Origin of the sequence: Gordonia jacobaea (assembly GCF_965344965.1) — a bacterium.
GTDB lineage: Bacteria > Actinomycetota > Actinomycetes > Mycobacteriales > Mycobacteriaceae > Gordonia > Gordonia jacobaea.
The window spans coordinates 953,810-972,772 of record NZ_CBDRLS010000002.1 but is presented as its reverse complement, the minus strand read 5'-3'; the positions used below and the strand labels follow the sequence as shown (position 1 = coordinate 972,772).

14 protein-coding genes are annotated in these 18,963 nt (G+C 67.1%); 9 read left to right on the top strand and 5 right to left on the bottom strand.

Annotated features, from left to right (window positions below; genetic code table 11):
- From ACRVY7_RS10510 to trmB, 3 genes are all read right to left on the bottom strand, one after another.
- The gene (locus ACRVY7_RS10510; protein WP_431817004.1) at positions 1–3,150 is read right to left on the bottom strand and encodes an MMPL family transporter; all 3,150 of its coding nucleotides are present in this window, start codon (positions 3,148–3,150) and stop codon (positions 1–3) included.
- A gap of 126 nt (positions 3,151–3,276) precedes the next feature.
- Positions 3,277–4,068, bottom strand: a complete 792-nt coding sequence (locus ACRVY7_RS10505) for an NYN domain-containing protein (RefSeq protein WP_431817003.1) — start codon at positions 4,066–4,068, stop codon at positions 3,277–3,279.
- A complete protein-coding gene (gene trmB, locus ACRVY7_RS10500; protein WP_064866418.1) occupies positions 4,065–4,916 on the bottom strand; it encodes a tRNA (guanosine(46)-N7)-methyltransferase TrmB in 852 nt (283 codons plus the stop codon). The genes ACRVY7_RS10505 and trmB overlap by 4 nt, the downstream gene beginning before the upstream one ends.
- Positions 4,917–5,031: 115 nt before the next feature.
- Here trmB and ACRVY7_RS10495 point away from each other — a divergent pair, with 115 nt between their 5' ends.
- From ACRVY7_RS10495 to ACRVY7_RS10460, 8 genes are all read left to right on the top strand, one after another.
- On the top strand, positions 5,032–5,865 hold the full coding sequence (locus ACRVY7_RS10495) for a hypothetical protein (RefSeq protein ID WP_431817002.1): 834 nt from the start codon (positions 5,032–5,034) through the stop codon (positions 5,863–5,865).
- A gap of 1 nt (position 5,866) precedes the next feature.
- Positions 5,867–7,216, top strand: coding sequence for a hypothetical protein (locus tag ACRVY7_RS10490; protein WP_431817001.1), 1,350 nt, complete (start codon positions 5,867–5,869; stop codon positions 7,214–7,216).
- A complete protein-coding gene (locus tag ACRVY7_RS10485) occupies positions 7,213–7,563 on the top strand; it encodes a DUF6802 family protein (protein WP_049700355.1) in 351 nt (116 codons plus the stop codon). Before ACRVY7_RS10490 ends, ACRVY7_RS10485 begins: the two co-directional genes overlap by 4 nt.
- 217 nt (positions 7,564–7,780) lie before the next feature.
- Complete coding sequence (locus ACRVY7_RS10480) at positions 7,781–9,607, top strand: phosphoenolpyruvate carboxykinase (GTP) (protein WP_049700356.1); 1,827 nt, start codon at positions 7,781–7,783, stop codon at positions 9,605–9,607.
- Positions 9,608–9,651: 44 nt separating this feature from the next.
- Positions 9,652–10,674: an esterase-like activity of phytase family protein gene (locus tag ACRVY7_RS10475; protein WP_431817000.1), complete on the top strand. Its 1,023-nt coding sequence runs from the start codon at positions 9,652–9,654 to the stop codon at positions 10,672–10,674.
- 101 nt (positions 10,675–10,775) lie between these two features.
- Entirely contained in the window at positions 10,776–11,672 is an 897-nt protein-coding gene (locus ACRVY7_RS10470; protein ID WP_431816999.1) for an ABC transporter ATP-binding protein, read from the top strand.
- 3 nt (positions 11,673–11,675) lie between these two features.
- Positions 11,676–14,234: an ABC transporter permease gene (locus ACRVY7_RS10465; protein WP_431816998.1), complete on the top strand. Its 2,559-nt coding sequence runs from the start codon at positions 11,676–11,678 to the stop codon at positions 14,232–14,234.
- Positions 14,235–14,449: 215 nt separating this feature from the next.
- Positions 14,450–15,247, top strand: coding sequence for a hypothetical protein (locus tag ACRVY7_RS10460; protein WP_431816997.1), 798 nt, complete (start codon positions 14,450–14,452; stop codon positions 15,245–15,247).
- Between the two features lie 19 nt (positions 15,248–15,266).
- Here the strand turns inward: ACRVY7_RS10460 and ACRVY7_RS10455 are convergent, their stop codons facing one another.
- Entirely contained in the window at positions 15,267–15,995 is a 729-nt protein-coding gene (locus ACRVY7_RS10455) for a class I SAM-dependent methyltransferase (RefSeq protein WP_431817076.1), read from the bottom strand.
- 110 nt (positions 15,996–16,105) lie between these two features.
- Between ACRVY7_RS10455 and ACRVY7_RS10450 the strand changes: the two genes are divergently transcribed.
- Positions 16,106–17,248 carry a glycosyltransferase family 4 protein gene (locus ACRVY7_RS10450; RefSeq protein WP_431816996.1) on the top strand — a complete coding sequence of 381 codons (1,143 nt, stop codon included), beginning with the start codon at positions 16,106–16,108 and terminating at the stop codon, positions 17,246–17,248.
- Here the strand turns inward: ACRVY7_RS10450 and ACRVY7_RS10445 are convergent.
- Complete coding sequence (locus tag ACRVY7_RS10445; RefSeq protein WP_431816995.1) at positions 17,230–18,951, bottom strand: MmpA family trehalose lipid delivery protein; 1,722 nt, start codon at positions 18,949–18,951, stop codon at positions 17,230–17,232. The two genes, ACRVY7_RS10450 and ACRVY7_RS10445, sit on opposite strands and share 19 nt — an antisense overlap.
- Positions 18,952–18,963 lie beyond the last annotated feature (12 nt).

Here is an 18,963-nt window from a genome sequence, read left to right as displayed (position 1 = left end):
CTACTCGCCGGAACGGCTGCGGCGCAACAACTCCTGCACGCTGATCTGCCGGTTCTCGCCTGGCGTCTCTTCGGCGCGTGCGTGGCGATCCGACCGACTCGGTCCATCGTCGGGGCGCGAACGCCGGGGCGGCGTCGTACGGGTCTGATGTTCCTCGCTCGGTGCGACGGGTGGCTGCGCTCGGCGCGCCGCGTCGGGGGAGAGTCCACGCTCCATCGGCGACTGTGCACCCTCGGGTGCGCGTTGCTGCGTTGCCCGCGCCCGCGCCTGCTCCGGCGACAGTGACGCGACGAGCGGACGCTTGCCGGTCTTGTCGAGATCGGGGCGTCGACCCAGCGGCGACGGGCCCGTGGCGCCTGACTGCGGCTGGTTCAGGCGGATGCCGCCCTCGCCGAGCATCCACCCGCCGGTGTCGGGACGATCGGACTTCTGACGACGCGGTGACGGCGGGCGAGCCGAGCGCGTAGAACGTACCGGCTCGATCTCGTCGAGCGTCTGTGCGGGACGCTGGTCGCGCAGGGCAGGGCGTCGGCCCGACGGCGGCTGCGACGGCCCGCTGCGCGCTGTCGGCTGAGCTGCAGGTTGGGCAGCAGGAGGTTGGGCGGCCGGCTGCGCAGCGCGACGCTGCATCGGTTGCGGCGCCGGGGCCGGCTGGGGTGCGGGGGTTGGCCGCGGCGCCGAACCGGCGCGCATGGAGCGTGTGGCCGCGCCCGCCGAGACCGTTGCGGCGGCACGCGGAGCTGCCCGCATGGCGGTCGTCGGTACCTCGGAGATCAGCGTGCCCGCGCGCATACCCTGCGTGCCGGCGCCCGCACCGGCGACCTTGGAGTCGGGCTCGTCGTCGAGGATCGTCTCGCCGAGGCCGATCTTGCGCTGCAAGGTCTTCATCCAGCGCGGTGCCCACCAGCAGTCGTCACCGAGCAGCTTCATCGTCGACGGCACCAGCAACATGCGGATGATGGTCGCGTCGAGGATGAGGGCCGCGATCATGCCGTACGCGATGTACTTCATCATCACGATGTCGGACAGACCGAAGGCGCCCGTCACGACGATGAGAATCGCAGCCGCCGCGGTGATGATCCGACCCGTGTGTGCTGTACCGACGCGGACCGCTTCCGTGGTGCTCGCGCCCTTCTGTCTGGCTTCGACCATGCGGGACAACAGGAATATCTCGTAGTCCGTGGACAAACCGAACACGATCGCGATGATCAGCACCAAGACGGCCGCAAACAGCGGGCCGGGCGTGAAGTTGGCGATCGACGCGCCGTGACCGTCGACGAAGATCCACGTCAAGATGCCCAGCGTCGCCGCGAGGCCCAGCGCCGACATCAGTGCTGCCTTGATCGGTAGCACCAGCGATCCGAACGCCAGGAACATCAGCAGTCCGGTGACCAAGACGAGCAGGATCGCCATGAGGGGCAGTCGGGTGAGCAGGGCGTCGATGGAGTCCTGCACGAGTGCCGGAGTTCCGGCCACCCACATCTGGATGCCCGCGGGTTTGTCGATGGCGCGCAGGTCCTTGACGGCCGCGCCGGCGGTATCGCGATTGACCAGACCCGCCGACATCTGGATGACCTGCGGACCGTTGAAGCCGTAGGTCCCGGTGAGCGCGCCGTCGTCGGCCGACGGGCTGAACTGCTTGGTGAAGCCGGGGATCTTGTTGGCCTCGTCGGCGATCTGCTGGATCTTGGTGCCGCTGTCGGGGTCGTTGACGTCGTAGGAGATGACGAGCTTGACCTCTTCGGTGCGTTCCTTCGGGAACGCCTTGTCGAAGTCCTCCTGCGCGACACGGCTCGGGTTGTCCGGCGGCAGATAAGCCTCGCTGATGCCGCCGAACTTGATGCCGCCGATCGGGATGGTGAGGACGAGCAGGATCAGGACGGTCGGCACCGCGGTGGCGACGGGGTGGCGCATGACCCACCCCGACAGGCGGCCCCAGAAGCCGTTCTCGATCTCAGCCTTGGTCTTGGTGCGCCGGAGGAACGGCAACCCGAAGGCGTCGATCTTCGGTCCGAGGATGCTCAGGATGGCCGGCAGCACCGTGATCGAGAGGATCGCGGCCAACGACACCGAGAAGATCGCGCCGTACGCGACGGACTTCAAGAAGCCCTGCGGCATCATCAGCAGACATGCGATGGCGGCGACGATGATGGTCGCCGAGAAGACCACGGTTTGTCCCGCGGTCATCACGGTTCTTCGTACCGCGGCCTTGGTGCTGTAGCCCTCTGCGAGTTCTTCTCTGAATCTGCTGACGATGAACAGGCCGTAGTCGATCGCGATGCCGAGGCCGATCAGGGTGACCACCGACTGCGCGAAGATATTGAGCTCGGTGAGCTGGGCGATGATGTTCATGATGCCCAGCGAGCCCGCGATGGTCAGACCGCCGATGAACACCGGGAGACAGGCGGCGATGACACCGCCGAAGATGAAGAACAACATCACCGCGACCAGCGGAAGCGCGATGACCTCGGCGCGTCGGATGTCGTCGTCCATGCCGCTGGCCATCGCTCCTGCGACGGGCTGGAGGCCGGCCAACTGGAATCGGGTGCCCTCGAGACCGTACTTACCGGGATCGTCGACGACGCCCTGCAGGAACGGTTCGATCTTCTGGTAGTTCGCGAGCACCGAGGTGTCGTCGTTGCCCGCGACGCCGATGCTGATGAAGGCCTGCTTCTTGTCCGCGGTGAACGTCCGCGACCTGATGGTGTCCTGCGCCGCCTTCTGCGCGACCGTGTCGTCCTTCAGATAGAAGGGGTCGATGATCTCGTGGTTGTTGCGCAGCGCGTTCTCGTAGGCCTGCTGATCGGTCGAATCGGGAGCCTCGGCTGCTCGCTGCACCACATCGGGATGCTGCTGCAGCAGATCGTCGACGACCTTCTCGACCTTGGTGCCGAACTCCTTGTCGTCGACCTGCGTGCCTGCGGGCGGGGTGATGAGGAGGATGACGTCGGAGCGATGGTCGCGGCCGAAGGCGGTGTCGGCGACGACCGAACCCTTCGACGACTGGGCGGTCGGGTCGAACCAGCCGCTCTGCGACAGGTGGTTGCCGAGGCCGAGTCCGTAGAGGCCGAGGCCGCCCATGATGGCGACCAACACCGCGATGACGGCAAAGCGCATCCGGAAGACGAATGTTCCGATGGCTCCGAACACGCCGACTCCTTTCGGGAGAGTCTCGCCGAGATAGTTGCCGAGATTGTTTCAGTGGTGCCTGAGTGCTTGCTGAGGTTTGGCTCTTGGTGTTTCGGGCTGGGTTTGCGGTCCGAGCGGACTGTTCTCTCAGCGGAGAAGTGCGCGCAGCGGTCGGAACGGGGTGAGCCACGCGCCGTCGTCTGGCAGCGAATCGAGCCCGATCCGAGGCAGCGGCTCCCGGAACACACCGGGTATCTCCTCGAGATCGACGAACTCGAGTCCGTCCGTCGACAGCGCCCAGCTCACGTGTTCGCGGAACCCGATGACCGTGACCGGAACGCCTTCGGCTGCGATCTCGATCAGTGGATCCCGAAACGCCTGACCGTCTGCGGACGCGACGATAAGCCCGGCTAACCCAACAGTGTGCCTGCGAAGCTCGATGTGGTCGAGCATGTCGGAGTCCACATCGCTGTCCTCGGACAGTTTCGGCTTGGCGAAGACCGCGTACCCGACGTTGCGTAACGCGTCGACCCACGGCCGCACGACGTCGGCGCTACCAGGCACGATGTTGGTGAAGACCGTCGCCTCGGGTTCGATCTGGACCGCGGTGTCCGACGTCGTCGAAATGTCGTCGACATCACTATCGCCGTCGAGAGCATCGTCATCATCGATCGCACTGTCATCAGCGTTGTCGTCGCCGACCGACCGATCGTAGGCCGCGACGGCCGCCTGTGCCGAGATGTCGGCGGTGCGCTGGAGTAGCCAGCGGCCGAGCGCGTCGAACCGCGGTCGGTGCGCCGCCGTCGGCCGTCCGCCGAGAATGGACCCGAGGCCCATGTCCATGTTGGGTGCGTCCCAGACCAGAAGGACGCGCTGCGCGCCGCTCTGTCCGGAGATCGTGTCGGCGAAGCGTGCGGCCGTGCCACGGGTGTCGGTCATGAGCCATCGCCGCCTGTCGGGATCTCTGGAGATTCAGGGGTTTCTGGAGATTCTGGGTTGTCTGAGCCCTCAGCCGTCGCCTTCTCACGGGGTCGGACATAGACGAACTCGTTGACCTCGCGGCCCTCGCGTTCTGCGCGACCTTCGAACTTGGTGGTCGGACGCTCGAGCGAGACCGGCACCGCAGTGGTCGCGGGTACGACGTGGACCCGCTCGGGATTCTGCGTCGCAAGGATTTCGGCGATCCACTCCGCGTAGTCCGCATGGTCGGTGGCGATATGCAGGACGCCGCCGGGCCGGAGTCGGTCAGCCATGAGTTCGATGGTGCCTCGTTGGACGAAGCGGCGCTTGTGATGGCGCGATTTGGGCCAGGGGTCGGGAAAGAAGAGGCGAATCGCGGTGAGCGATCCGGACGGGATGAGTTCACGCAACACGACGACGCCGTCGCCGCGGATCATGCGCACATTGGTCAGGCCTGCGCGGTCGACGAGCCCGACGAGCTGTGCCAGGCCCGGCTTGTAGACCTCGACGGCGATCACGTCGACGTCGGGTTCGTCCGCCGCCATCGCGGCCGTCGAGATGCCGGTTCCGCTGCCGATCTCGAGCACGCGCGGTGCCTCACGCCCGAACAGCGCGTCGAAGTCGATGGGTGGTTCCGGGGTCTGGGCCGGGTCGGTTGCCAGGTCGCGACCGAGCACCGGCCACAGCGTCTCCCAGTTGCGCTGCTGGCCCGGCGTCAGCGAGCCGCGGCGGAAGCGGAAGCTGGTCACGCGCGGGTAGAGGCGTGACGCGTCGCCTTGGCCGTCGGCCGGTCCGGGGGAGGAGTTCACCGGTCCATCGTGGCCCATCGGGTCGGTCATGCACACGTCGACACCCGCTTGTGCAATCTGCTGCGCCACCTCACCCAACTGCGACTACCCTTCCACCAGGGAAGATCGGCCGGTCTCGAGTGGGGGTGAGTGCGTGATCGATCCAACGGGTCCGCTCGCTCGCGCACTGTCGTCGGGATCGATCGGGCAGCTCGTCGCGCCCGATTCGCCCGCTTTCGGCACGCTCGACGCCGCCGCGCGACGCTACGTGCAGCCACTGTCGGTTGCGGTGGTCGGTCGGCGCGGGGTGGGTCGCGACACCATGGCGCGTGCGTTGTGTGAGCGGTTCGGGGTCGCGGCATTCGTGGCCGAGCGTGGGTCGGGCGTCCTCGCCGGAGCCGATCTTCGAGTGCATGTGCTCGCCGGAGCGCCGCGACGTGCCGACCACGACATGCTCGCCGCCTCGCCACGCGAGCGGACCGTCGTCGTCCTCGGAAAGGCCGACACACTCGCAGCCGATGCCGCAGACAGGCTGGTCCGCGTCGCGAGTGAGTCACTCGCCAGGCCGGTCGTCGCGGTCTCGCAGTTGTCGGCGTGCAGCACAGTGTCCGACGACGAGTTCGAGTTCCTCCGCACACTCGCCGCCGACGGTGAGGCGATGCCGTCGATGTCCGGCCACTTTCTCGCGCCCGCACGGCCTCAATTGCAGATGCGCGCCGACCTGATTCGACGCCTCGACGCCGCTGGTATCGGGCGAGCGCTGACTCTTCTGGCCGTCGACGATCTGTCGGCCGCCACCGCGGCGGCACTCACCAGATACTTACGAGCGACAAGCGGATTCGACGCTCTGCGCGACGCGATCGAGACGTGCATGCCCGCGGTCGCTGCCCACCGGGGTGCGCAGGTGCGTGCATCGCTCGAGCTGGCCGCGGCAGCCGGCGCCGACCGCGACAGCGTCGAACGGCTCCTGCAGACGGGAGGTGTGTGACGTGGGCTCCGAGTTGTCGACGCTCGACGCCGGTCTCGTTCCTCTGTGTCGGGTCGCCGTGGCCGCCGCCGAAGGTGTCGACGTCGAGCCTCTCGTGGAGGCGTGTCGGGCGGTCGCGGCTGCGAAAGAGGGCACTGCAGGTTCGGCCATCGACTTCGTGACGTTCGATCCGAACCGCGACCTGGCGGGCGCCCGCGCTGCGGTGCTGGTCATCGATCCGGCATCGGCGGTCGTCGACGACGAGGATCTTGCCGCGCTGCGGGAGCTGACCTCGGCGGTGGAGCATGTTGCTCTGGTCTGTTGCCGCATCGAGTCGTTCTGGGATTGGCCGCGGATCGTGCGTGGATATCGGTCAGAACTCGATCCCGCCGGAGCACTACCGGTCTTCGCGGTGTCGGCAGCCGCGGCACTCGCGGGCGCCGTCGACGAGTCGGGGATCGGCGATCTGCTCGACTGGTTCGCGACACCGAACGCCGAGCCCACCGTTCGCACCCCGCAACCGAAAACTCCGCAACCGAAAACCCCGCAAGCACCGACCGCTGTGGATTCCGACGACCGCGTCGACCCCGACGCCTTGGCCATCCGTCGAGCACGACTACTGGCGCTCAGAGACAGGGGACGGGCGGACAGGCTGGCATCGCTTCGCGCGGGAATCGTCCGCGTGCGTGCGCAGAGCAGCGCCGACATCACGGCGCGGGTCCGTGCGCTCGTCGCGCGCGCCGAACACCGCGGCGCCACGACCACCGGCTCCGACCTCGAGGCCGACGCCGCCTGGCTCGACCGCGAGATCGACGGTCTCGTCACCGACCTCGACGCCATCACCGACACCCGACTCGACGCCGTCGCGTCGTCGACGCTCGTCGGACTCGACGTCGACGATCCGCCCGCACACCGAGACGACGAGCCGATCGTTGTGCGTCGCGATCTGCCGTCCGGGCGACGCACGGGCGAGGACGCGATGCTGCTGCTGATCGGTGCGTCGACGGGTATCGGAATCGGCAGACTCGCGGTCGCTCCGCTGGCCTCGGTGCACACCCTGCAGTGGATCAGCATGCCCGCGGCGCTCCTGCTCGGACTCGCGGTGGCGGTGTGGGTGATCCGGATGCGGCGCGCGGCAACCGTGCGCGCGCAGGTGCGTACCTGGGTCAACGACGTTCTCGCCGACGTTCGCGCCCGGGTAGAACGTCGGGTTGCCATGCAGCTCACCGAGGCGGAATCGCGCATCGGCGGCCAGGTGCTGCGCGCCTACGATCGCCAGGGTCGTCGAATCGCCGACGAGGTCGCCGAGATCGATCAACGTCTCAGAGAGCTCCGCGCGGCGGGTGGGGCAGTCAGTGGGGGTAGGCAGTGAACATCGACTCGTTCGACTTCGGAGACGTATCCGGTGAGGAGCACCGGGACTGGGCCGGTCTCACCGAGCCGGGGTCGCAGCCCGATTCGCCCGCCGACAACCTGCTGATGCACGACGACGGCCGCATCTGGGACCTCGGCCCCGCAGACGTCGACACCGACGCAGACGGGGTGGCCGATTCGTTGACTCGCAGTGGTCCCGGGGGCCTGACGGTGTACACCGACAGTGACCACGACGGTCAGGTCGATCGCATCACACAGGTGGGCTCCGACGGCTCGTTCGCCTCCCAAACACTCGACCGCGACACCGGCATCTGGGTTGCCACGGACTCCGGCAGACTCGAGTGAGTGGGTTCGCATAGAGCAGAAAGTCCTGGTGGCAGTGGGTTGCAAGTCCTCGGAAATCCGACATCGGTCACCTTGCAAGCCCCCTCCGGGGTGTGCGAATGTGGCCTATACCGCATCTCGTAACCCCAGGCCCTAGCGCACGCTCGGTCACAGTATCCTGGGGATAAGCAACCCATACGGGGCGGCCAATGCGGGTCGCCACCTCGGAGGAGGAAATATGACCGCCGCCACGATTCCGGGTCTGGAACCCGGCACCGCTCCGACTAAACACGAAGCGCTGTTGGCATGGGTGGCCGAGGTCGCCGAGCTCACTCAGCCCGACCGTGTGGTCTGGTCCGACGGCAGCGACGAGGAGTGGGATCGTCTCACCGCTGAACTCGTCGAGTCGGGCACGCTGCTCAAGTTGAACGAAGAGCACAAGCCCAATTCCTACCTGGCCAAGTCCGATCCCGCCGATGTCGCGCGCGTCGAATCGCGCACCTTCATCTGCTCCGAGCGTGAAGAAGATGCGGGTCCCACGAACAACTGGGTCGCGCCCGACGAGATGCGCGCCACCCTCACGCCCCTCTTCCGTGGCAGCATGCGCGGCCGCACGATGTACGTCATCCCGTTCTGCATGGGTCCGCTCGGCTCCGACGACCCGAAGCTCGGCGTCGAATTGACCGACTCCGCCTACGTCGTGCTCTCGATGAAGATCATGACCCGCGTCGGTCCCGAGGTGCTGCGCCTGCTCGGCGACGACGGCTTCTTCGTCAAGGGCCTGCACTCGGTCGGCGCTCCGCTCGAGCCCGGTCAGGCCGACGTCGCATGGCCGTGCAACCCGAACAAGTACATCACCCACTTCCCCGAGACCCGCGAGATCTTGTCGTACGGATCGGGTTACGGCGGCAACGCGCTCCTGGGCAAGAAGTGCTACGCGCTGCGCATCGCGTCGGTGATCGCGCGTGACGAGGGCTGGATGGCCGAGCACATGCTGATCCTGAAGCTGACCAGCCCGGAGAACAAGGTCTACTTCGTCGCCGCTGCGTTCCCGAGCGCGTGTGGCAAGACCAACCTGGCAATGATCCAGCCGACCATCCCGGGCTGGAAGGCCGAGACCGTCGGCGACGACATCGCCTGGATGCGCTTCGGCGACGACGGTCGTCTCTACGCGATCAACCCCGAGTTCGGCTTCTTTGGTGTGGCACCGGGCACCAGCATGGACTCCAACCCGAACGCGATGAAGACCATCGACGCCGGAAACACCCTGTACACCAACGTCGCCGAGACCGACGACGGCGACATCTGGTGGGAGGGAATCGGAGGCGAGAAGCCTGCGCACCTGACCGACTGGCTGGGACGTAGCTGGACGCCCGATTCGGATGAGCCTGCGGCACACCCGAATTCGCGCTACTGCACACCGATCTCGCAGTGCCCCTCGCTGGCCGAGGAGTGGGACGACCCCCAGGGTGTGCCGATCTCGGCGATCCTGTTCGGTGGTCGTCGCAAGACCACGGTGCCTCTCGTGACCGAGGCCCGCGACTGGCAGAACGGCGTCTTCATGGGTGCCACGGTCGGCTCCGAGCAGACCGCCGCCGCCGAGGGCAAGGTGGGCACCGTCCGCCGCGACCCGATGGCCATGCTGCCGTTCATGGGCTACCACGTCGGCGACTACTTCCAGCACTGGATCAACCTGGGCAAGAACGCTGATGCGTCGAAGCTCCCGAAGGTCTTCTACGTCAACTGGTTCCGTCGCGGCGACGACGGCCGCTTCCTGTGGCCGGGATTCGGCGAGAACAGCCGCGTGCTGAAGTGGATCATCGGCCGCATCGAGGGCGAGAACGAAGGCGTGCAGACGCCGGTCGGCATCGTCGCGAAGCCGGAGGAGATCGACGTCTCCGGGCTCGACGTCCCCACCGAGGATCTCGAGGCGGCACTCGCCGTCGATCCCGACGAGTGGCGTCGTGAGCTCCCGTTGATCGAAGAACTCTTCGAGTTCGTCGGCGAAAAGCTCCCGACAAGCCTGCAGGATGAGCTCGACGCCCTCAAGCAGCGGCTGGCCTGATCTCACCTTCTGTCACATCTGTAACTGAGGTATCGTTGCCCCCTATGAGTCTTCGCTCGTGGGGGGCAACGGTCGTCTCTGCGCTTTTGGGTACATCAGTTCTCCTCGGCATATCCGGTATGTCCGCCGGAACTGCGCATTCTGCGACGCCGATCATCGCGCGCTACACCGACACTGCCTACGTCAGTGGCGTACCGACATTCGGGGCGATCTCGGGCATCGATCGGATCGGCGCCAACCGATTCGCGATGATCTCGACCGACGTCGGCCGCGGCGGACCAGCACGCTTCTTCACAAGCCAGTTCAGCTACACCTCGGGTGCCGCGGGCTTCACGTCGAATCCCGGAATCGACGGCGGAGGTGTGCTGCTGGGCCCTGGCAACATTCCGCCGCTGCCGGGTTCGGCACAGTACGAGGGAATCCGCGCCACGAGCGGTGGTTACGTCGTCGTCAGTGGTGGCGACCATCAGTTCGTGCGGCTGCAGAGCGCAGGGCCGGTGGCCACCTACATTCGTGACCTCGGGCTGCCCGCGGCGTGGCGGCCATCGAAGAAGTCGGGTCTCGCCGGTCAGCGTGGACTCACCGGCGTCGCTGTGGGACCACGCGGGCAGATCAGCGTGATCACGGCGGGAGGTCTCCGTCAGGACCCCGCAACGTCGGCGCGGTTGCTGACGTTCGGAAAGACCAACTCCGAGTTCGTGTATCGCACCGATCCGGGCAAGAGCGCTGCCGACGTCCTCGCGGTCAACAACACCGACTTCCTCGTCCTCGAGCGCGGTAAAGGCCGCAGCACGGCGATCTACTGGGCGACGACCCGTGGCGCCGATCAGGTCGGCGGGAGGGCCAACCTCTCGGGTGCCGAGAAGCCGATGCCCAAGCAGTCGATCTTCAACACCGACGGCACACCCCGACTCTCGACGGGCAACATGTCGTCGATGGCGTGGGGTAACTGGCAGCCCGATCTGCCGTGGCAGGACTTCCGCACCCGCACCCTGTTCGTCGTCACGAACAACGCCTTCGCCGGGCCGACCAGGGTGCACTCCTTCGAGGTCCAGCTGCCCCGCTGACGCGTCGTCGCGGCAACCCTGAGATCTCAGGGTGTTGTGGGGAAACACTGTAGGGGAATCACCCGATGGCAATGCGGTGCCATTTTTGGCACGGTTAAGCCATGACATCAGAGCAGGGCGCGAGCGCGGGCGCCGAGGATCTCGTCAAAACTTACGGATCAGGTGACACGGAGGTCCACGCACTGCGTGGCGTCACGCTGTCGTTCCGGTCCGGCGAGTTCACCGCCATCATGGGGCCGTCCGGCTCGGGGAAGTCGACCCTGATGCATTGCCTCGCCGGACTCGACGTCGCGACGAGCGGTCACGTCCACATCGGCGACACAGATCTGACGGGCCTGTCCGACAAGAAGATGACGCTGCTGCGACGTGACCGCATCGGCTTCGTGTTCCAGTCGTTCAACCTCGTCCCGACTCTGACCGCCGCTGAGAACATCACGCTGCCGTCCGACATCGCAGGGCGCAAGGTCGACAAGGACTGGTACGACACGGTGATCAGCCGACTCGGTATCGGCGACCGACTCGATCACCTGCCCAGCGAGCTCTCCGGCGGTCAGCAACAGCGTGTCGCCTGTGCGCGTGCACTCGTCGGGAGGCCCGCGATCATCTTCGGCGACGAACCGACCGGAAACCTCGACTCCCGATCGTCGGGAGAGGTGCTGTCCATCCTGCGTGCGGCGACCGACGAGTTCGGTCAGACCGTCGTCATCGTGACGCACGACCCGCGAGCGGCGTCGTATGCCGACCGCGTCGTCTTCCTCGCCGACGGCAAGATCGTCCGCGAACTACCCCGGCCCACGGCCGACGACGTGTTCGAGGTGATGAAGAATCTCGACGACGTTCCCGCGGGCGATTCCGGCTCGGATGCCGGTGCGACTGCTGATGTGACTGACGGCGCAGAACTGGGCAAGCATGAATCCGGCTCTGTCGCACCGGAATCCGGCGTCGGCCGGCACGCTGCGGACGCCGGGTCCGGTGCGGATTCGACGCAGGCGGGCTGACACATGGCCTCGTCCTCGGTGATGCGGAAGGTATCGCTGCGCAATCTGGGTGCGCACAAACTGCGACTCGCGCTGACGGTCTTCTCGATCGTGTTGGGTACCGCGTTCGTCGCGGGGTCGATCGTGTTCACGTCGACCATCTCGCAGGCCTTCAACTCGATCTTCGACAACGCGGCACCCGGTGTGTCCGTCGAAGTGACCCCGGAGGATTCCAACTCCGCCGGGGTGTCGAAGTCGGTTGTCGACCAACTGAACTCACAGAAGAAAGAGCTCGGTATCGACAAGCTGTCGACCAACTACTCGGGCCTGGTGACCATTGCCGATTCGAGCGGCAAGGCACTGCAAACCGGTGGGGCGCCGAGCATTGGTTCGGCGTACATCCCGCCGAACGAGTCGCTGTCTCCCGACGACGGAAAGCTGCTGCCCGGCGGACGTGCACCGACCGGATACCAGGAAGTGGTCCTCAACGAATCGGCGGCGGAGAAGGGTGATCTCAAGGTCGGTTCGCAGACGAAAGTGGTTGTCGGACAGGGCTCGAGCCAGCCAATGGACGTCACGGTCGTGGGTATCAGCCAGCTCACGGGCGACACCGGCGGATTCGTGAACGTGCAGTTCGAACGCGAAGCGGCAAGCCAACTGCTCTCCGACGGTGAGCATGTCGCGACCGTCGACATGTCCGCCGTCGCGGGCGTCAGCGACACCGAACTGCGCGATCGCGTCCAGAAGCTCCTCGCGTCGGATGCGCTCAAGGTCCGTACCGGCGATCAGGTGCGCCAGGACGAGAAGGACCGCGTCAACCAGTTCCTCACCATCTTCACCGGCATCCTGCTCGCCTTCGCCGCCATCGGTCTGGTGGTTGGCACATTCATCATCTACAACACCTTCTCGATGATTGTGGCGCAACGCAATCGGGAGCTCGCGTTGCTGCGTGCGGTGGGCGCCACCGAGCGCCAGGTGTCGCGATCGGTGTTGTTCGAGGCGTTCGTCGTCGGTGTGATCGGTGGACTCGTCGGTCTCGGTGTCGGCATCGGGCTGGCGGCTGCGCTCAAGGCCATCACGTCGTCGACGTCGGGGCTGCCGCAGGCGTCGCTCAACGTGAGCGTGTGGGCGGTACTCGCGGCACTCTTCGTCGGCGTCGTGGTGACGATGGTCAGCGCGTGGGTTCCCGCGGTACGTGCGGCACGAGTGCCGCCCGTCGAGGCGATGCGCGCCAGCGACGCCGAGCGCGCGTCGTCGTTGCGCAACCGCACGATCGCCGGAGTGGTGTTCGGTGTGATCGCCGTCGTCGCGATCGTGTGGGGTGCCATGGGGGAGGGCATGCTGCGTGCGATCATCGTCGGTCTCGGCGCGGGCGCCGCGATTCTGGCGGCCGTACTCGCGGGCCCGGCATTACTGCAGCCCGTCGTCGGTGTGCTCGGACGAGTGATCGGCGCACCCTTCGGGTCGATCGGCTACCTGGCCCGCACCAACGCGATGCGCAATCCACGACGCAGCTCCGCGACAGCCTTCGCGCTGACACTCGGGCTGATCCTCGTGGCCGTGATCGGCACGCTCGGTACATCATTCAAGGGCACCGTCGACACCGCCGTCGACACGGGAATCACCGCCGACTACATCGTGACCGGCACCAACAATCTGCCGATCTCGCCAGCCGTCGCCGAGGCCGTGAAAGGTGTGAAGGGCGTCGAGGATTCGGTCAGTTTCGGTGTGGCGCAGGCGCGGGTCGGCGACACCAAGGTCAGTGGCTTCTCGCCACTCGGCGGCCAGATCAGTTCCGTCACCAACATCGACATGCTCGACGGTGCGTCGGACAGACTCCCGGACGACGGGATGTTCGTCAGCCAGCGCACGAGCAACGACAGGGGCTGGAAGCGCGGTGACACAGTCACTTTCACCTCGTCGCTCGGTCAGCAGGTTCCCACGCGGGTCGACGGCGTGTACGCCGACAACGAGACGTTGCAGCCGTGGCTCGTTGGCAGCAAGGTCTACGAGTCACTGATGCCCGAGCCTGCGCGGATGAGCTTCGGAGTGTTCGTCAAGGCGAAGCCCGGCGTCGACTCGTCAACGCTACGAACAGATCTCGAGAACGCGACCAGTTCGTACCTCACGGTGCAGGTGCAGGATCGTGAACAGTTCAAGAGCAGTGTGTCGCAGCAGATCGACCAGATGCTCGGCGTCCTGTACGCGATGCTCGGGTTGGCATTGGTCATCGCGATCCTCGGCATCGTCAACACGCTGGCGCTGTCGGTGGTGGAGCGACGCCGCGAGATCGGAATGCTCCGAGCCGTCGGCATGGTGCGCGGTCAGGTTCGACGCAGCATCTACCTCGAGTCGGTGTTCATCGCCATCTATGGTGCGCTCGTCGGTGTGGTGATCGGCGTGGTCGTCGGGTGGGCGCTGGTGCGTACGCTTGCACGCTGGGGACTCGGCGATCCGGTCCTGCCGTGGACGCTCATCATCGTGACGCTGATCGGAGCGGGCGTCGTCGGAGTGCTCGCCGCGCTGTGGCCCGCCAACCGCGCCGCGCGCACCCGACCACTCGAGGCGATCGCCGAGGCGTGAGCGGCGAGCCCTGGGCGGCGGGTCCGGGGCGGCGAGCCCGGGGCGCGCAGATGTCCAGCGATCCGTATGACAGTTCCGCCCGAAATCGGCGCTGACTGTCATACGGATCGGTCTGGCACACGGCGCGGCCCGATCGCCGGAGCTGTGCTGTCCAGAGTGAGGGGTCTTGGACCAGTCCCGCATGTGGCGACAGGCGGTTTGGCACAATCGGCGCCATGACGCGACCACCCGAGGACCCGAACGACCCGGCCGAGCACCCGCACACCCGGGCGTTCGACCCCAACGAGGACCCTTCGGCGGGCGGCGACCCGACGGCGCGCACCGAGGCCTACTCGCAACACGATCCCTACGCCAACCAGCCGTACGGGGACCAGCAGCCGTACGGGGACCAGCAGCACGGGTACAGCGACCAGGGCTATCCCGATCAGGGCTATGGCGACCAGGGCTACGGCCAGCAGGGCTACCCCGACCAGGGCTACGGCCGGCAGGGCTACGGGAACGAGCAGCAGCCAGGGCAGGACCCCGACTCGTCGGGCGGCGGGAAACGCACCGCGATCCTGGTGGTGGCGATCATCGCGGTCATCGCTCTGATCGCCGTCGTCGCCTATGCGATCATCCGCAGTTCCGGAGGCGACGGCGGCACGGCCGCGACCACCGCGCCCGCGACCACCACGGTGACCACGACGCCCACCACGACGACGACCGAGGAAACCACCACCGAGGAGACCACCACCACGACAACACCCGCGCCGGCGGCAGGGGCGGTGACCTACCAGATCACCGGCAACGGCGACGTCGTCGCACTGCGGTTCCGCAAGGGCAACGACTACGAGATCGTCGCGGCGACCGGAACCCCGTGGTCACGGCAGGCCACCGTCACGGGCACCGACGCGGAACTCACCGCAGTCGTCGTGCGTGGCCCGGTGACCTGCAACATCCTTCGCGGTGAGGAACTGCTCGCCTCGGCGACCAGCAACGGCGGCACACTGCGCTGCGCAGCGGGGCTCGGCTGAGCACAGGGACGCCCAAGCCTCAGCGCGGTTCGAGCACCAGCACCAGGTTCGTCGCCGCAACCTCGCGCACCAGCGGTATGCGCAGCACCCACCACGCCCAGCTCGGCAGGTAGCGCGGGAACGCGGCGACCAGCCGTGCGCGGCCGCGTCGGGAGCGAGCCCACCGCAGACCGTCGTCGGCGGTCACGGCGAACAGCGACGTCCCGAACAGGTTCTTCGGCGGATGCCCGTTGCGCCGCGTGTACCAGCGCGCGGCCCGGGCGCCGCCGAAGTAGTGCCGCAGACCCATTTCGTGTCCACCGAACGGACCCCACCACAGCGTGTAACTGATGATCACGATGCCGCCAGGACGGGTCACCCGCAGCATCTCGTCGGCCATCTCCCACGGCGCAGGCGTGTGTTCGACGACGTTCGACGAGATGCAGATGTCGATAGAGCCGTCGGCGAATGGCATCTGCTGGCCCGACGCCCGCACCGATCCCCGATGTTCGAGACCTCCCGCATGCATCTCGGACGGGTCGGGTTCCACCGACAGATACGACGCCCCGCGCTGGCGGAACGCGTCGGCGAAGTAGCCGGGACCGCCGCCGACGTCGAGCACCACGGCACCGTCGAGCTCGGCGAAGGCTCCAACGAGGTCGGCGGTGTCGTCGGCGAGGGCGCGGTAGAAGCGGGCGGGATCGGACTGCTCGAAGCGGAAGTCGTTGAGCAGCCCCGCCGCGCGTGCGAGCGTGGCGATTCGGGCCATCCCGGCGTCGGCACGTGTCGTGGTCGAGCCCGCCGTCGAGGAGTCTGTGGTCGTTCTCGGTCGCGGCACGTCGGAGATGCTACCGGGGTGGGTGCGTAGCATTGTCGGCGATGAACACCCCGTCCGACGTCGTGCTGCTGTGCTGGCGCGATACCCGCCACCCCCAGGGTGGAGGCAGCGAAACCTACCTCGAGCGGGTCGGTGCGGAACTCTCTCGACGCGGAATGCGCGTCACCTACCTGACGTCGACGTACCCGGGTGCCTTGCGCACCGAGGACCGCGACGGCATGCGCTTCGTACGCGCAGGCGGACGGATCACCGTGTATCCGGCCATCCTGGCCGTGCTCGTCGCCGGTCGGCTGGGCTTCGGTCCGCTTGCGGGAGTCTCGCCCGTCGCCATCGTCGACACACAGAACGGCATCCCGTTCTTCGCGACACTGGTCTCGTCGTCGCCGACCATCGTGCTCGTGCATCACTGTCACAGAGAGCAGTGGCCGGTGGCCGGCCGTTTCCTCGGCAGGCTGGGATGGTTCCTCGAGTCGCGGGTGTCGCCGCGGGTCCACCGTCGCAACCGGTATGTGACGGTGTCGGCGCCGTCGGCGCGCGAGCTCGTCGAACTCGGTGTCGACGACGACCGGATCACCGTGGTGCACAACGGAATCGACCCGACGCCTGACTCGGAGGTGCCGGTACCGCGTGACGATCACGGGCCGGCTCGGCTGTGCGTGCTCTCGCGCCTCGTCCCGCACAAGCAGGTCGAGGATGCGCTGCGGGTTCTTGCCGACCTGCACCGCGCGGGCGAGCGAGAGGTGCATCTCGATGTCATCGGCGACGGTTGGTGGTCGTCTCGATTGCGTTCGGCAGCAAGCGAACTCGGTGTCGGGCGGCTCGTCACCTTTCACGGTCACGTGTCGAACGATCGCAAGTATCAGATCCTCGCCGAGGCCGACGTGCACCTGATGCCGTCGCGCAAGGAGGGGTGGGGGCTAGCGGTGATCGAAGCCGCACAGATGGGTGTGCCGACCATTGGCTACCGCCACGCCACCGGGCTCGCCGAATCGATCGACGACGCCGAGACCGGACTTCTCGTCGACGGCGTCGACGAGATGCTCTCTGCCACAAGAAAACTCCTCGACAATCCGGCCGAACGCAACCGCCTCGGAGTGGCCGCACGCGAACGGGCGCAACGCTATTCGTGGTCGGCGACGGCCGACGGCTTCATGTCGGTCTTCGATCAGTCCTCGCGTGGCTGAACCTCACTGCGAGCCCGACGGCGCCGTAGCGGCCACAGCGCAGCAACACCGCCGCAGATGATCAGCGCAGCCCAGACAAGGTGTGCCGTGTAGGCAGCCACGCGCGCTGTGCTGGAGGCGTCGCCGACGTCGGCCGGGTCGCCGATACGGAACAGGACGAGATCGTGGCCGCGGAAGACGACGTCCGCGCGGCCAGCCAGCGTGGCCGGTATGTCGGGTTGAGCTGTGCCCGAAAGATTTTCGACGAGCACCCAGCCGACGCCGAGCCGAGCGAGAGTTGTCGGGTCACCACCGGTGCGCAGCGTCTCGGTCACCTGCTGTGCGCGCGGTGTCGCCTCGTCGATGGTCGCGCCGTCGACGACGAGTTCGCCCGATTCGACGACGGGGGCGCGCAGCATGCGTGCGGCCGGATCGAGTGATGGCGAGTCGGTGAAGGGGTACTGCCGCACGGTGCCTGGAGGCCATAGCGCGACGTCGCCCGCGTCGGCGGGAACGAGTTGCGCAACGCGCGCCCAGTCATCGGGATACTGCACCGTCGAGAGTCGTCCGCCGACTCCCCACGCGAGGTCGGGCAGCGGTGCCACGACGAGAAGAACCACTGCCGCGAGCGCGAAACCCGAAGGGACGAGGTCACGTAACCGCCACACCGCGGCAGCGCTCGCCACCGCGACGATAGGCATCACCAGCGCCACGAACTTCGACGAATCGCGCAGCAGCCCGCCGCCCGGAATCGCGGAGACGACCCCCGCGAGCGCGCCGCTGCCCGGTCCGAAGGCCGTGATCGCCAGACCAACGACCACCACAACACCGAGTACGGCAAGGGCTCGTACGAGGGGAGCGTCGACAAGTAGTTCGCGCCTGCGCCACAACGTGATCGACCCGACCCCGACGACTGCGATCAGGCAGACCGTCGCGACCGCTGCCCACCAGAACGTGCGGCTCGCAGGTGCGGCGTCGGCGTTCCAGATACCGCCGAGACCAAGCACCGTGCCGAGCGGTCCGAGCCCTGGTTCGGACCGTAACCCGAAGGCGCGCACCCCCGCAGTGCCGTCCGTCGAGGTCGACGCAGAGGTCAGCAGCGCGGCCACCAGCCACGGCAGCGCCGACAACACCCACGCCGCCAGCACCCCGATCAGCCGCCGCGCGCGCACGCAGACCACCGCAACCACGAGGCCGAACAGTGAACCGCTCGGCGTGAATCCGGCGACGGCGAGGAGTGCCGCCAATACACACCAGCGGCGCATCGACGCTGTGTCACGGTATCGCGCAGCGGCAAGCGCGATCCATCCCAGCGCGCCGTACCCGACGAGGAGCCCCCAGTGGCCCTGGAGAAGTCGTTCTGCGACAAAGGGATTCCACAGCGAGACGATCGTGGCCGCGACGGCGCCGGTCCGGCCGGCGCCGGGTACGAGATGCGCCGCGAGCCTGCCGTATCCGACACCACCGATCGTCAGTGCCGCGAACAGGATTGCCGTGACGAGGAATCCGCCGTCGACCACCGAACTCCCCAGTGCCACAGCCCAATCCTGCGGAACGGCACGCGGTGGTAGGTCGCCGATCCCCAACGTCGTGTCGGTCATGTACGACCGAGGCGTCGAGACCGCGTCGCGGTAGAGCAGATATCCCGGGCGCAGCAGCGGACCGAGGATCAGCGCGGTCAACGCCGCGCTGATCACCCAGAGCGTCGGCAGCAACCGGTGCATGGCGTGCCGTGT

Coding starts and splice junctions, on each gene's coding strand:
- ACRVY7_RS10505 (WP_431817003.1), bottom strand. CDS start 4,068: ATGACCGACACCCGTGGCACGGCCGCACGCTTCGCCGACACGATCTCC.
- trmB (WP_064866418.1), bottom strand. CDS start 4,916: ATGGGCCACGATGGACCGGTGAACTCCTCCCCCGGACCGGCCGACGGC.
- ACRVY7_RS10480 (WP_049700356.1), top strand. CDS start 7,781: ATGACCGCCGCCACGATTCCGGGTCTGGAACCCGGCACCGCTCCGACT.
- ACRVY7_RS10475 (WP_431817000.1), top strand. CDS start 9,652: ATGAGTCTTCGCTCGTGGGGGGCAACGGTCGTCTCTGCGCTTTTGGGT.
- ACRVY7_RS10470 (WP_431816999.1), top strand. CDS start 10,776: ATGACATCAGAGCAGGGCGCGAGCGCGGGCGCCGAGGATCTCGTCAAA.
- ACRVY7_RS10465 (WP_431816998.1), top strand. CDS start 11,676: ATGGCCTCGTCCTCGGTGATGCGGAAGGTATCGCTGCGCAATCTGGGT.
- ACRVY7_RS10460 (WP_431816997.1), top strand. CDS start 14,450: ATGACGCGACCACCCGAGGACCCGAACGACCCGGCCGAGCACCCGCAC.
- ACRVY7_RS10455 (WP_431817076.1), bottom strand. CDS start 15,995: ATGGCCCGAATCGCCACGCTCGCACGCGCGGCGGGGCTGCTCAACGAC.
- ACRVY7_RS10450 (WP_431816996.1), top strand. CDS start 16,106: ATGAACACCCCGTCCGACGTCGTGCTGCTGTGCTGGCGCGATACCCGC.
- ACRVY7_RS10445 (WP_431816995.1), bottom strand. CDS start 18,951: ATGCACCGGTTGCTGCCGACGCTCTGGGTGATCAGCGCGGCGTTGACC.